Origin of the sequence: Paenibacillus albidus (genome assembly GCF_014644435.1) — a bacterium.
Classification (GTDB): domain Bacteria; phylum Bacillota; class Bacilli; order Paenibacillales; family Paenibacillaceae; genus Paenibacillus_AQ; species Paenibacillus_AQ albidus.
The window spans coordinates 333,764-347,943 of the sequence record NZ_BMKR01000002.1 but is presented as its reverse complement, the minus strand read 5'-3'; the positions used below and the strand labels follow the sequence as shown (position 1 = coordinate 347,943).

The window sequence follows — 14,180 nt, the reverse complement described above, 5'->3', positions numbered from 1 at the left end:
TATCCCCGCAAAAATAGGTGAAGGTCCGCTTATGACCTTTTGTAAATCTCCCGCATGACATGACGCAGCTCGGGAACAATCAGCCGCTCCATGGCCAGCTTGACCGCCCCGGTGGAGCCGGGCATGGAAAAGACTGCAGTGTTGCCGATCGTGCCTGCTATAGCCCGGCTTAAGATTGCGGCTGATCCGATATCCTCCGTGAAGCTCAGGAAGCGAAAAATCTCGCCAAACCCCGGCAGACTTTTGTCAAGCAGCGAGGCGACAGCCTCATAAGTGGTATCGCGCGGAGAAATGCCGGTACCGCCGGTCAAAAGAACGGCTTCTATGCCGGAATCGGCAGAACATTTGTAAACCAGCTCCCGGATGTCCTCATAATCATCTTTTACGATGGTGTGGCCGGCAACCTTGTATCCGGCATCCTCAAGCAGGGAACGGACGAGGGCTCCGCCCTTATCGGTCTCGGGAGTTCGGGTATCCGACACCGTGATAATGTAACAGGAAACCGATGGTGGGGCTTCCTTGCGATGTTCTTCTACAGATGACATGTATTGGACCAGCTCCTTACTAAGGATGAACTCAAGTTTCTTCTTAATGATAGGGGAAGGCCGGAGCAAAGACAAGTTTGGAACGTTAAGGAACAGTACATCTAAAGCGAAGGTGGTTGCGTCGATGTAACACATGTAGTACACTCGCTACCATAACTGTATTTCAAGGAGAGATGAAGCATGGAGCAGGTTGTACCTGTATATATATTGTCCGGATTTCTGGGAAGCGGAAAAACTACACTGCTGCAGCGGCTTCTGGAGCATTTCAAACAGCAAGGGAAGCGGCCGGCGGTCGTAATGAATGAGCTTGGCGAAGTCAATCTGGACGGATTGCTGGTGGAGCAAACGGTACCGATGGCAGAGATGCTCGGCGGCTGCATCTGTTGTTCGATCCGGGGAGATCTGAGCACAGAGCTGGCTACACTGATCAAAAAAGAATCGCCTGATGTCGTCATCATCGAAGCGACCGGTGCCGCCAATCCGCTGGAGATTGTGGACGGTGTAACCGAAACCTCGTTGTACCAAAAGGTGGAGCTGAAGAGCCTGATCACGATAGTGGATGCTTCACATCTGCTGGAGCTGCATCGTGCCCAGCAAGGCGCCACTTATCGACTCATGCAAGAACAAATCCGCTGCGCTTCTGTACTCATTCTGAATAAAATGGACCAGGTGTCGAATGAAGAAGCGGAGGAAGTTACGGCCGTTCTGCATAAATGGAATGCTTACGCGAAAGTAATGCCGGCGGTACGCTGCGAAATCGAGCCGGAGGTCTTGCTGGCCCATGCCGGCGGTATTCTAAGCGGCGGGCAGCTTGAAGGAGAAGAAGGGAATATCGAGGTTGGGAATGAGCTTGCTGAGGGGGAGCATGGCGAGAATGCACATGGCGGCGGGACACATCACACACATGATCACGTTATGGCCTACACCCATTATTTCAAGCGGCCGGTCAACAGCGAAGAGTTCGAACAGTTTGTGAAGGAGCTGCCCAGAGATGTGTATCGAGCCAAGGGGATTGTGACCTTTAATGATACCTCCAGCCGTTTCCTGTTCCAGTTTGCTTATCGGGAAGCCGATTTTATGAAAATCACCCCGCAAGGCGAGGTTCCTGATGTGGCCGTTTTTATCGGAGAGCATTTCTCATCAGGCGAACTGCACAACAAGCTGCTGCAGCTGGAGAAGCGTACTTTAGTCCGTCCGGGTACGGTGAAAAGAAGTCTGTAACCCGTTCATCTTCTAAAAGGGAATGGTTCGTTCTTTTTCTTGCAGGTTAATAGATAGGCATACCCTATTAAAAACAGGAGGTTTAAGCCTATGACCCGAATCGAATATCAGCAATGTATTGATGCTTGTGTCAAAAGTATGGACGCCTGTAACTATAGTTATATATCCAGTCTAAAGGAATATGATCTGGCATCGCTTCGCGAGAGCATCCGTCTGAATCGGGAATGTGCCGATATCTGTTCCTTTGCCGCTCAGGCCATGAGCCGTCAAAGTCCATTCGTAGTCCCTATTCTGCGCCTGTGTGCCGAGATTTGTGAGGCATGTGCTGCTGAGAACAGCCGACATGTACATACACACTGCAAGGAATGTATTAAGGCCACGCTAGCTTGTGCGGAAGCCTGCCGTCTCATTACGGATGCAGCTTTGGCACATGCCTAAGTCGTATAGCTGCTTGCTATAACATGAACGAACGAGAACCGGATCCTTGCTGGCTTTGCAGCAGCTATCGATCCGGTTTTATTTGTGTAACTGGAGGAAAAGGCCCGGGTTCCGCCGAATACTAATAAGAGTTTAAGGAACTGGAAAATTTCGCAGGGAGCTTTAGAGGTGATTATTTTTTATGCGTCACGAACCAGATATGCCCTTAGTTGAGGTCAACAGTATTGGAAAATGTTATGGCAAACGCCAAGTATTGGACGGAATTTGCATGCGGGTGGAACGGGGAGCTGCTACTGCTCTTATAGGCCGGAATGGCTCCGGCAAAAGTACGCTGCTCTCCATTCTGGCCGGGTTGATACAGCCCACTTCAGGGCAGGTGATCTACGAGGACCCTAAGGTGACCATTGGATATGCCCCCGAGATTTTCCCGGGGCTGAAATTTACGCCGGAGCAATACTTACAGAGCATCGGGCGAATCAGCGGACTGGAGCCTCTGGAGTTGAAGCGGCGTATAGGTGAACTAATGGAAAGGTTTCATTTGGCTGCTTATCGCTCCCATCCGATGCCTAGCTTCTCCAAAGGCATGCTGCAGAAGGTGAACCTGATGCAAAGCCTGCTGATGCAGCCGAAGCTGCTTCTGTTAGATGAACCCTTGTCGGGGCTGGACCAGCCGGCACAGCAGCAACTGATGGAATTGCTTCTGGAACGAAAGCGGGAGGGGGCGGCTATCGTATTTACTGTCCATGAGGAGCAGATGGCCCAGGCTTTGGCAGATAAAATTCATATGCTCCAAGGCGGCAGGACGGTTAACCAGATCACCGGTAAGGAACCATGGCAGCTTCAGCGCAGCGCCTATATTGTCTGCTCAGGCCTCACTAAGGGGCAACAGCTTAGCTTGGCGTCTAGGCCAGGTTTCCTTTCATGGAAGGAGGTTACGGAAGAGTTTGGACCAGAACATACAGGCTTTACGGTTAAGCGTTCCGTTTCGGATGATTTTCTTCGTGAAGTGCTGGGAAGTGGCGGTTCCATCCTTTCGGTTGAGCCGGGTGATGGCCAAGGATACACGAAAGGGGAAACTGCCCCATGATGGCGCTTATAGGTTATATGCTGCGAAGCTACACCCGTTCCCAGCGGTATTTTGCACCGTTTGCAGCTTTGGTGATTGCAGTTATGATGTTATATACATATAAACCGAATCCTATAATGAACAGCTATGCGGCTACGGCAGTCATCTTGTTTGTCGGCTGTGCCTGGATCGGGCTCAGCTTCCTGAATCATGAGCATGCCGTGCAGCGACAAGTCGTTATCGTGCATCTGCGAAGTGCGAGGCTATATTGCACCGGTGGTTTACTAACGCTGGTCTTACTAACGCTGCTGCTGGCGGCGGCCTTGGTGCTCTATCCACTGGCTACCCGCAAATTTGCTGAACCGGTGGGAAGCTACCGGCTGCTGCTGGCTTTCGGCGGCCATATAGCAATGGGACTTGTGGGGATATCCATTTCTTTATTCCTCCAGGCCTCTTGGGTCCGCAAGAGCAGCTATGCCGTTGGTTTGATGCTAGGCATCATGATTATATCCATTGGCGGCACGAAGATTACCGGCTTGCTGCCTGAGGCGCTTGTTCCATTGCGGCTGCTGATTCCACCGGTATCCGCGGTAATGGATGCCCTGATGAATGCCGACTCTTTGGCAGGTGGTGTGCTGCTTACTACCTTCGCTCATGCTTTTCTGTATGCTGCTCTGTTGGCTGGACTGTATTTACATCGCTCCGGCCGCATGGATTACGGCAAAATTTAACTAACACAAATACATAGAACTACGGGAGGAAAGATGAAGGATACACAAAATCCGGAGAGTGAGCAATCCAAAGAGTTATTCGCATATTTCGGATTGGCGGTCTACTATGGTCAAGCACTGGAGCAGCAGCTCACCAACCTGCTGCTTCTCACCAAGCTGTCACAGGGGAAGACACCTACAGAAGCAGATCTTGCCGATCTCTATCAGCGGAAGCTCAGTAATTCACTCGGCCAGCTCATCAAAGAAATCCAGCATCATTTTCCGTTCTCGGAGGAAGAAACCTCCCAACTGCAGGAAGTATGGAAGCAGCGCAACCACATTGTCCACGATTATTTCAAAGAACGGATTCAGGAAACCTTTACTTCAGCCGGAAGAGCCCGCATGATCCGGGAGCTGAAGCGTTTCAAAAACAAAGCGAGCAGACTGGAAATCAAACTCCAGGGGTATTGTACGGAAATGTATGTCAAATTGGGTCTTGAAGAGGAGCGTTTACTATGATTGAAGTATACAAGCATACTCCGTTGTACAGATTTTTACTGTTTTGCAATGAGTCCGGCCTTGAACGGACTGTACTGGATTGTGGTGCAGGCGGAGACAGTCCCGCATTAGGCTTATTTGCCAGTTATGGGTATGCCCCTACCGGCATCGAATTTGATCCGGCCCAGCTTGAACTGTCCGGCAGCTATGCTCAAGCCAAGGGGATGGATTTGAACATCCTTCAGGGAGATATGCGGCAGCTTTCTTTTGCGGACGGCTCGTTCAGTTTTGTGTATTCGTATAATTCTGTATTTCATATGCGGAAGCAAGAAGTAATTACATCTATTCAAGAGATGAAGCGGGTGCTGAAACCCGGGGGTCTGCTTTTTGCCAACTTTCTTACCGTTAATGACTTCCGCTGCGGTGAAGGGGTTGATCTGGGAGAACATCAATACGAACAGTTTGACGATGATCTGCCGGTGATTCATTCCTACTACAGAGCGGATGAGCCGGATGTAATGTTCAAGGATATGGAGGTTTTGTACAAAGAAGATCGTGTATTGGAGCGGTTGTATAACGGCGAACGTATAAGACAAGGTTTTGTTGATTATATCGCTAAGAAATAGGACCCCGATACTCCGTCAGGGTTGAGAGATCGGTCTACGGTTGGAGATAGGGGAAACTCTGCAGCAGGCAGTGGTCAGAGAAGTTAAAGAAGAAACAGGTTATCATGTTGACAAAACACATCTAATCGGCGAATACAGGTTCACCAGCGAAACCAATGATGAAATTAGGATGTACAGTTTCACGGGTGAGATCATCGGAGGGGACCTGATCTATGATGGGGCAGAGATCATGGGCGGAAGATGGATGTCCATGGATGAGCTTGCCGGACTGCCGGACTGCCGGACATTGCACTGCGAAATTCCGCTGTTCTGCGAAGAATCATCCATGATTATTTCCATCCGGCTGCTTAAGAGTTTAGGTTGTTCTCCAGTCCTTTAAGACCGGCTTCTTCAATAACACCCGGTACAAAAGCAATGGAAGCAGCCTGCGTACAGCGTGCCAGAGCAGAAAGAGCCTTCTGTATAGCCGGAATCATCTCTTCCCGCAGGCTTTCCCCCGGTTCCCACCACCAGCGCACAATGTTCAGTGTCCCGCTTTTCTTATCCATCACCGGCTCCAAACGGGCGACAAAACGGTCGCCATATAGTAAAGGCAATATATAGTAGCCATATTCCCGTTCAGCAGCTGGTTTATATACCTCCCAGCGGTAATGAAAGCCGAACAGCTGGCGGATCAGCTCCCGGTCCCAGAGCAGATTGTCGAGCGGTGCCATGGCGGCGGCGAACGTTGCAGGGGTGAGCGGCTTCTGGTCATCCGCTAAAATAGCTTCCAGCACAGGTGCATCCATACTCCGCATATACAGCGGCATTTTGACCCCCTCTACACGGACCTCCCGGAGCTTGTCTGCGGCCAACAACCGCAGAATGGAGGCCGTCCGTTCCTTGCTTTTCAATTGATGGATCCCCAGCCAGCCGTCCCCGGATTTATTCCATTGCAGTCCGATGCTGCCGATCCGCCGGAGTACATACCAGTCATGATACTCCTCGTCTGTCTTGTTCGGATCATCGGCAGCAATAAGATGGGCAGGCAGAAGCTTTGCGGCGAAATCATAATACCGGCGGGTATGAATCCGGTGGTGAATGGCCAGTTCACCAGTGAAATACAGGCTCTCCAGTGCAGCGCGCGACAATCGCGCCGGAGCCCAGGCCCAATCGACCTTTTCTTTGCCCTGCAGGTCGAGCGAGGATAGGGGACCACGGTCCCGAAGTTCTTCACGTACCCCAGCGACGGCCGACATTACGGCCGTATTTGCCAGCATCCGGGCAGACGAAAGTTCTCTTCTCCGGTGAAAGCAGGGCCAATCCTCCGTACAGTAAATAGACATGTTCTTGTCCCACCCGTCAACCAGCAGCCGGTCCTTATATAACAGCTCCTGCGCCAGCACCGGGGTGAACCCGGGAATCCGGGCCTGGAGCACCAGCTCATGGTTATGCCCGGCGATACTCAGCGGATCATATTGTATACAGCCTACATGCCGGACATAATCATAGACACTTTGTTTGCCTTCAAGCAGAGCTCCGGCAGTTAATTTCTGGTGATGCAGTAAAAAGAGGCGTGCTTGTTGCTTGGATAAGGTGTAGGTGGCCAAGTCCAATCCCTCCGATGATATGTATTAAATTCCATTATATAGAACAAATGTTCTGGACACAAGCAGAAAAAAACCTTGGTCAGCCGTTAGTGCAGATGACCAAGGGTTAAGATGATAATGATTAGACTTGCTTCATGGAAGGCTGCAGAATTCCAGCTGAGGATGCTCCTGATTCAGCTGTTGGAATGTTTTTAACTTCACCTGAACCGGCACCCAGCTGCAGCTGATACATGCGGAAGTATCTTCCGCCAAGCGCCATCAGCTCGTCATGGCTGCCACGCTCCACAATCTCCCCGCGGTGCAGCACCAGAATCTGATCGGCACTGCGGATCGTAGACAGGCGGTGGGCGATGATGAAGGTGGTCCGGCCTTTTTTAAGCACCTCCAGCGCCTCCTGAATCACGCTTTCCGTTTCGGTGTCAATGCTGGCTGTCGCTTCATCCAGGATCAGAATCGCCGGATCGAAGGATAAGGCTCTGGCAAAAGAAATCAGCTGGCGCTGGCCCGCAGACAATGTACTCCCTTTTTCAATTACAGGCTCATCGAACCCGAGTGGAAGATGGGCCAGCAGTTTATCCGCACCAACCTCACGCAGTGCGCGTTCGGCCCGTTCGCGGGTAATCCGCTCATCGCCCAGGCTGACATTGGAAACAATGGTGCCGGTGAACAGATACGGGTCCTGCAGGACAATACCCATGTGGCTGCGCAGCCATTGCTTGGGCATATCTGTGACTTCCTTCCCGTCGATGGTGATGGAGCCGCGCTGCGGATCATAGAAACGGAACAGGAGGTTGATAATGGAGCTTTTGCCGGAGCCGGTATGCCCTACAAGAGCTACGGTTTCACCGGGACGCGCTTCAAAGGAGATGTCGCGCAGGACAAAGTCTTTTTTATAGGCAAAGGATACATTCTTAAAATTCACCTCGCCCTTGTAGCGTGGCATTGTGCCGTCAGTTACGGGTTCACCGGGTTCATCCATCAGCGTGAAGACACGCCCTGCGGATACCATGGAGGAATCCAGGTTAGCCAGCTGGTTGACCATACCGGTAATCGGCTGGAACATCCGCCCGAGCACATCGACAAAGGCATACAGCACACCAATGGAGACAAAGGTCGAGCCGTCAAGACTGCCGAAACCAAAATACCACAGCACCATGACAAACGAGATGGTACGCAGACAGTTGACCAGGTTGTGGGACGTGAAGGCATTCAAGTTCAACATTTTATTCTGGTATTTCAAATAATCGTCGTTCAAATGTTCAAACTCCGCGCTGCGCTGCTTTTGACGGCGGAAAATACGGATGATCGACATGCCTTGAATGGATTCATTAATGATGGCATTAATCTCGCTGAGCCGGGAACGGATAATCGTATTGTATTTGGTGGCAACCTTACGGTACAGCACAATCCAGAGCACCAGAATAGGGATAAGAAACAGGCTGATCAGACCCAGCCGCACATCCAGCAGGAACAAGGCGACATATACACCGATGATATTGATGATCCCTGTGCTGAAATTGGACAACACGGCGATGAAGAGATCTTTGATCGCTTCTGTGTCATTGGTTACCCGGGAGACGACTTTGCCCGCAGGCAGGTTGTCGAAAAAATGCACCGGCAGCCGCTGGATATGGGCATACACATCGGTTCGCAGCTTGCGGATTACCTGATTGGATGAGGATTGCAGCCAGTAGGTCTTGCCGAATTCCGCTACGATCGAGATGGCCAGGAACAGGAGGTACAACCAGACCAGCTGATAAATCCCCGGCAGTTCAGGTTTGTAAAAAGCGAACAGCTCATTGGCCCCAAGCTTGACGGCAGGGTATACAGTCTCATTGCCGCCGCGACTGATATGCAGCTGACCGTCCTGGAAGGTCCGTTCGCCATCAGGCTGAGCTACCGCACCATTGATAAAATAAAAGCTGCGGCCCGCTTGAAGCAGGCGGATTTCCTGCCCTTTGGTTTCTCCCGGTTCAAAGCGGTCAGCCCGTTTGTAAAAAGTATTATTATATTCAGCCGCATCTTCCGATGAGGTGGTTTCGAAATATGGTTTCTCAATCGCCAGCATGTGATTGTCAATCATGTTTTTGGCGATAAAAGGTCCCGCCAGCTCTGCCGCTACCCCGATAGAGAGGAGCAGCAGGGCGGCGATAAAGGTTTTCTTGGCTGACAATGCATATTGCAGCAGCCGTTTGCCCGTACTTTGTGTCAACGGTGACACCCCCTAAAAAGTTTTGCGTAAATTATGCAGGATCAATGGATTAGCTGGACAGATTATTCTCCACCTGCTGCCGCTCATATTGTTCACGGTACCAGCCGTTCATCGCCAGCAATTCCTCGTGGGTGCCGCGTTCCGTTATGAGCCCGTTATCCAGAACCACAATGATATCGGCATGCTCGATGGCGGAGAGACGGTGGGTTGAGATCAGAGTCGTCTTACCGGCCCGTTCACTGCGGATATTCTCAATAATTTGGGCTTCCGTACGCGCATCAACGGCAGACAGTGCATCGTCCAGAATCAGAATATCGGGATTTGAAATGAAGGCCCGCGATAAGGATACACGCTGCTTTTGTCCTCCGGAAAGGGAGACGCCGCGTTCTCCAACAAGTGTGTCCAGACCATCCGACAAGGTGCCGAGATCGTTTTGGAAGGCAGCTGCCGTAATAGCTTCCATGATCTTGTCGTCACTGGCGTTATCGAGCCCGAACTGAATGTTCTGCCGCACGCTTTTGGAGAACAAAATCTGTTCCTGCGGCACGTAGCCGATCCAGCTGTGCAGCTGGTCCAGGGCAATTTGTCCGATGGGAACGCCTGAAATCAGCAGTTCTCCGCTGCCGCTCGGATATTCATGCAGCAGTTGCTTCAAAAGTGTCGATTTGCCGCTGCCGGTCCGGCCGACAATCCCCAGCGTTTGCCCTTGGGACAGGGACAGGTTGACACCGCTCAGATTGTCAATGGTTGAGGACGGATAACGGAAGGTCACATCCTTCAGTTCGATCGAGGTCGGTTGTTCAACAGACACAGGGTTCGCAGTATCCTGCACATCCGGCCTGGAATTCAGGGTTTCGTCAATACGTTCGAGGGAAGCGCCCCCGCGCTGCATAATATTGATCAGCTCGCCGATGGCAAACATCGGCCAGACGATCATCCCCAGATACATGTTGAAGGATACGAGATCCCCAAGCGTAATTTGATTGCGGAATACAAGGTAAATCCCGTAGGTGAGCCCGATAATGTAACTCATGCCCACACACAGGCGGATGGTCGGTTCGAAGAAGGCATCTACGCGTGCAACCGCCATATTTTTGTTGTATACATCTTCGGTAATATCGGAAAAACGTTGTTCATCCAGCCGTTCCTGTACATATGCGCGGATGACTCTTACACCGGACACGGATTCCAGCACCTGGTCATTCATATCGCCAAAGGCGTCTTGAGCCAGACTGTAACGGTGGTGGATGGCCCGGCCGTAAAAAATCATCGCAATCGCAATCAGCGGCAGCGGGATAACAGCGGCCAGCGTAAGCTGCCAGCTGATCAGAAACCCCATGGCAAACAGTACAACGGTTAGATAGATCGTGGAATCAACCAGCGTCAGCATCCCGAAGCCTACGGTCGCGGAGACAGCGCGGATATCATTGGTAGCCCGGGCCATCAGGTCTCCGGTCCGGTTGCGTTCGAAAAATGAAGGCGTCATGGTCATCAAATGATTCATAAATCTGGAACGCAGCAGCCGCTCCACCAGATTGGAGCCGCCGAAGAGTTTATGCATCCATATGTATGTGATCCAGTAAATAATCAGCAGCATCCCCAGAATCATGGCGATATATTTGATTAAAGAAACAGTGGTTATGGAACCGCGGACAATCTCGTCGATGGCATTGCCTAAGAGACGGGGAGGCAGCAGCTCCAGCACACCTACAGCGATCAATAAAAACAGGCCGATAATATAGCGCCTTTTTTCCCGGCGAAAGAACCAGCCGAGATTTTTGAGAACGGAGAACAAGGTAAATCCCTTCCTTTCGGTTTAAGTTAAGGTCAGCAGCTTGAGCAGGAATAGAGAAAGTAGCAGCTTCAGCACATACAAAAAGGCATATCATCCGAAAACGGACGATATGCCTGTAAATTAGAGCGTATCATGCGCACGGTGCAGCACAGCACCAGGCATGGAAGAGACTTTCTAATTCTGAATCTGAACGGTGCAAAATGCTCCGCCGCATATTCAGATGAGTTCCAATACTCGGGCTGCTTCGGTATTCAGTTGTTTGTCAACCACAATAGTAAGGTTATCGTCAAATACAATGGTAAACACCGCGCTCACCCTTTCCTTTAGATTTGGTAATTACTTGAAGGCGTTTCGATATGTTCGAGTTTATCACCCGGTTTGCGGGATTGTCAATCGCAATTTTAAATAAGGCGGGAAATCCTTGTTCCATCAAGGCAGTTGGAATATCGGCGATTTTTAAGTATGATTAAGGGACAAGGGAGGAGTTGAGAAAGATGAGTATGGTGATTAGCCAAGGGGCTGCCTCCTGGTTCAAGAGAGAACTGGAGCTGCAGGAAGGAGCCTATGTTCGTTTGTTTCCCCGTTACAGCTCCGGTGGTGGACTTCACCCAGGGTTCTCGCTGGGGATTGCCACGGAGGCACCAGGACGTCCGGCGATGGAGGTCGAACAGGCCGGGATTGTATTCTACATGGAAGAACAGGATTTATGGTACATGGAAGGCTATGGTCTTTCGATTGAATATTCCGAGGCGGAAGACGACATAGAGTACAAATACGAAGCGAAGATTTAACGGCGGGGTTGTCCCGGGAGTAAGCAGCCTTGTTCTTAAGTCGGAGCATTTCTGAATAAAAGCCCTTGCCACAAGGCAGGGGCTTTTATTCAGGTGCAGAAAGAACAACTAAGCTCCATCATCAGGGCAACGGACAATTAATGCGAGCTGCGGAAGGACTCCTCTTCCATGGCATAGTCAAAATCATCAATATCGTATACCTGGACGGGAACGCCGCCCTCAATAATCCGCTGAATAAGCTCGAATTGATCGGTGAGCACCGGGGCGCTTTCGCGCTGGGAGGTTAGCAGCAGCTCTGTCTCGATCGGGTCGAACATTTCGCCATAGGGGGCACTGTCCACACTGTTAATGATGGTGACGAGCGTCTCTTCTCCCAGCAGAATGCCGGAGCTTTTGGCCCAGGGGACATTCAGACAGCGGTTGATCTTCTTTGCATTCAGCGGCTCTTCGAAATAAGCAATCAGTTCGCGGATTTTGAGCTTCACATGCTTGTCGTCATCCGGGCGGTTCATTAACGGCTCATCACTGTCACGCAGCTCGTATAATTCCATCACAGAGGTGTAAGGGACTATATATTCCACAGGTCTTCCCGGCACGAGAAGCTGGCCGTATATTGCCATCATGACGGCTTCTGTTACAAATTGTCTGGACATCGTTATCCTCCTGAAGTTCAGGTACTGCAATCGTACTTTTGGACTTAAAAATATAAAAACACTGTGGAGAGCAAAAGTCAACAGCACCATCCAAAGACAGCCTGCGGGAAAGGAAAGAACAACCTAGTGAAATCATGGAAATCCTATTTTATTTTTGTAAAGCCTTATATGAAATGGATTGTGCTGACCTTGTTTATCGGCATGATCAAATTCAGCATTCCGCTGACGTTACCCTTGATCCTGAAATATGTAGTCGATGATCTCTTGATGAATCCGGCGATGACAGTAAATGAACGCGTAACACAGCTAATGATGATTCTGGGCGGAGCTTTTATCCTGTTTGTTTTTGTCAGGGGGCCGGTAGAATATTACCGCCAATATTTTGCCCAGCTGATTACCAGCAAAGTACTCTTCGATATGCGCAACAAGCTGTATGGTCATTTGCAGAGGCTGTCGCTGCGGTATTACCAGAATACCAAGGTGGGCGAAGCCATCTCCAGATTCATCAATGACGTGGAGCAGACCAAAAATCTGGTGGAAGTCGGGATGATGAATGTCTGGCTGGACATGTTCACACTGATTTTCGCGCTGGGGTTCATGTTCTACCTCAATCCGGTATTGGCCCTGGTATCCATTGCGATTTTGCCGTTATACGGCATTGCGGTCAACACGCTGTACAAACGGTTAAAGATCTTGACCAAAGACCGCTCCCAGGCGCTGGCCGGCATTCAAGGTTATCTGCATGAGCGCATCCAAGGGATCGCGATTATCCGCAGCTTTACGATGGAGCAGGTGGACCAGAAGAAATTTGAAGGCATCAACGCTCATTTTCTGGAAAAAGCAATGGCCCAAACCCGCTGGAACGCCGTTACCTTTGCTATTATCAATACCTTGACGGATATTGCGCCGCTGCTTGTTATCGGGTATGGCGGGTATCAGGTCATCCACGGCAATCTGACCCTCGGTACGTTCGTTGCTTTCTTCGGTTATCTCGACCGCATGTATGCCCCTCTGCGCCGCTTAATCAATTCCTCGACGGTGCTGACGCAAGCATCTGCATCCCTCGAACGGGTGCTGGAGCTGCTGGAGGAACCCTATGACATCGTCGATGAGCCGGGAGCGAAACCGCTGCTGCATCCGGCGGGTGCTATCGAGTTCAACCGGGTGTGGTTCAAGTACAACGATGAGAACGACTGGGTGCTGAAGGATATTAATTTAAGCATCAGGCCTGGTCAGACGGTGGCTTTTGTAGGCATGAGCGGGGGAGGCAAATCATCGCTCATCAGCCTGATTCCGCGGTTCTACGATATCAGCGAAGGCTCCCTTCGGATGGATGGAGAGGATGTGCGGGACCTGACGCAGGAGAGCCTGCGCAAGACCGTCGGCATGGTGCTTCAGGACAACTTCCTGTTCAGCGGCTCCGTACGCGATAATATTCTGTTCGGAAATCCGGGTGCGGCGGAGCCGGAGATTATTGCGGCTGCAAAGGCGGCCAATGCCCATGATTTTATTATGCAGCTGCCTGAAGGTTATGACACAGAGGTTGGAGAACGGGGAGTGAAGCTGTCAGGCGGACAGAAACAGCGTGTAGCTATCGCCCGTGTGTTTCTCAAGGACCCGAAGGTACTCATCCTGGATGAAGCAACCTCGGCCCTGGACCTGGAGTCGGAGCATTTAATCCAGCAGTCCCTGCAGTCCTTGTCCTCGGAACGGACCACCTTGATTGTTGCGCACCGGCTGTCCACCATCACCCATGCGGACCAGATTGTGGTGCTGGAGAACGGCGCGATCACGGAGCGCGGAACACATGAGCAGCTAATGGCCGCCGAAGGCAGCTATGCCCGGTTGTTCAATGTCCAGCGTCTGGATGCTTAGCTCAGGCGGCCCAGAGCCCGGATACATTAATAATAATAGGCCAAGGAAGCGCTGAGCCCCAAGTAGGGAAGTGCCGGCCTTTATCATCATAGAACTTGTATACGTCAGAAAAAGCAGGGATTCTCCGGGTAACGGGAGAGTCCCTGCTTTACTTTTGGGAT

14 protein-coding genes are annotated in these 14,180 nt (G+C 51.1%); 9 read left to right on the top strand and 5 right to left on the bottom strand.

The window, feature by feature from the left end:
- Positions 1 to 29: 29 nt before the first annotated feature.
- Positions 30 to 545 carry a MogA/MoaB family molybdenum cofactor biosynthesis protein gene (locus tag IEY53_RS03370; protein WP_189022176.1) on the bottom strand — a complete coding sequence of 172 codons (516 nt, stop codon included), beginning with the start codon at positions 543 to 545 and terminating at the stop codon, positions 30 to 32.
- 180 nt (positions 546 to 725) lie between these two features.
- Here IEY53_RS03370 and IEY53_RS03365 point away from each other — a divergent pair, with 180 nt between their 5' ends.
- The 7 genes from IEY53_RS03365 (at position 726) to IEY53_RS03335 (ending at position 5,483) form a co-directional block, all read left to right on the top strand.
- Positions 726 to 1,766, top strand: a complete 1,041-nt coding sequence (locus tag IEY53_RS03365; RefSeq protein WP_189022175.1) for a CobW family GTP-binding protein — start codon at positions 726 to 728, stop codon at positions 1,764 to 1,766.
- A gap of 90 nt (positions 1,767 to 1,856) precedes the next feature.
- Positions 1,857 to 2,204: a four-helix bundle copper-binding protein gene (locus IEY53_RS03360; RefSeq protein WP_189022174.1), complete on the top strand. Its 348-nt coding sequence runs from the start codon at positions 1,857 to 1,859 to the stop codon at positions 2,202 to 2,204.
- A gap of 181 nt (positions 2,205 to 2,385) precedes the next feature.
- The gene (locus IEY53_RS03355) at positions 2,386 to 3,291 is read left to right on the top strand and encodes an ATP-binding cassette domain-containing protein (protein WP_189022173.1); all 906 of its coding nucleotides are present in this window, start codon (positions 2,386 to 2,388) and stop codon (positions 3,289 to 3,291) included.
- Positions 3,288 to 4,001: a hypothetical protein gene (locus tag IEY53_RS03350; protein WP_189022172.1), complete on the top strand. Its 714-nt coding sequence runs from the start codon at positions 3,288 to 3,290 to the stop codon at positions 3,999 to 4,001. Before IEY53_RS03355 ends, IEY53_RS03350 begins: the two co-directional genes overlap by 4 nt.
- A gap of 33 nt (positions 4,002 to 4,034) precedes the next feature.
- Positions 4,035 to 4,499, top strand: coding sequence for a hypothetical protein (locus IEY53_RS03345; RefSeq protein WP_189022171.1), 465 nt, complete (start codon positions 4,035 to 4,037; stop codon positions 4,497 to 4,499).
- Positions 4,496 to 5,104, top strand: coding sequence for a class I SAM-dependent methyltransferase (locus tag IEY53_RS03340; RefSeq protein ID WP_189022170.1), 609 nt, complete (start codon positions 4,496 to 4,498; stop codon positions 5,102 to 5,104). Before IEY53_RS03345 ends, IEY53_RS03340 begins: the two co-directional genes overlap by 4 nt.
- A gap of 40 nt (positions 5,105 to 5,144) precedes the next feature.
- Positions 5,145 to 5,483, top strand: coding sequence for an NUDIX domain-containing protein (locus tag IEY53_RS03335; protein ID WP_189022169.1), 339 nt, complete (start codon positions 5,145 to 5,147; stop codon positions 5,481 to 5,483).
- Here IEY53_RS03335 and IEY53_RS03330 read toward each other — a convergent pair.
- The 3 genes from IEY53_RS03330 to IEY53_RS03320 all read right to left on the bottom strand — a co-directional run bounded on the left by IEY53_RS03330 (position 5,452) and on the right by IEY53_RS03320 (position 10,700).
- The gene (locus tag IEY53_RS03330) at positions 5,452 to 6,693 is read right to left on the bottom strand and encodes a winged helix-turn-helix domain-containing protein (RefSeq protein WP_189022168.1); all 1,242 of its coding nucleotides are present in this window, start codon (positions 6,691 to 6,693) and stop codon (positions 5,452 to 5,454) included. The genes IEY53_RS03335 and IEY53_RS03330 overlap by 32 nt on opposite strands.
- 121 nt (positions 6,694 to 6,814) lie before the next feature.
- Positions 6,815 to 8,905 carry an ABC transporter ATP-binding protein gene (locus IEY53_RS03325; protein ID WP_189022167.1) on the bottom strand — a complete coding sequence of 697 codons (2,091 nt, stop codon included), beginning with the start codon at positions 8,903 to 8,905 and terminating at the stop codon, positions 6,815 to 6,817.
- A 49-nt stretch (positions 8,906 to 8,954) separates the two neighbouring features.
- Positions 8,955 to 10,700 (bottom strand): ABC transporter ATP-binding protein, encoded by a 1,746-nt coding sequence (locus tag IEY53_RS03320; protein ID WP_189022166.1) that lies wholly within the window; start codon positions 10,698 to 10,700, stop codon positions 8,955 to 8,957.
- Positions 10,701 to 11,194: 494 nt separating this feature from the next.
- Between IEY53_RS03320 and IEY53_RS03315 the strand changes: the two genes are divergently transcribed.
- Positions 11,195 to 11,491 (top strand): HesB/YadR/YfhF family protein, encoded by a 297-nt coding sequence (locus IEY53_RS03315; RefSeq protein ID WP_189022165.1) that lies wholly within the window; start codon positions 11,195 to 11,197, stop codon positions 11,489 to 11,491.
- A gap of 137 nt (positions 11,492 to 11,628) precedes the next feature.
- On the opposite strand, the gene IEY53_RS03310 is transcribed toward IEY53_RS03315, so the two are convergent.
- Positions 11,629 to 12,144 carry an ADP-heptose synthase gene (locus IEY53_RS03310; RefSeq protein ID WP_189022164.1) on the bottom strand — a complete coding sequence of 172 codons (516 nt, stop codon included), beginning with the start codon at positions 12,142 to 12,144 and terminating at the stop codon, positions 11,629 to 11,631.
- Positions 12,145 to 12,270: 126 nt separating this feature from the next.
- Between IEY53_RS03310 and IEY53_RS03305 the strand changes: the two genes are divergently transcribed.
- Positions 12,271 to 14,019, top strand: a complete 1,749-nt coding sequence (locus tag IEY53_RS03305) for an ABC transporter ATP-binding protein (protein WP_308424203.1) — start codon at positions 12,271 to 12,273, stop codon at positions 14,017 to 14,019.
- Positions 14,020 to 14,180: the final 161 nt, after the last annotated feature.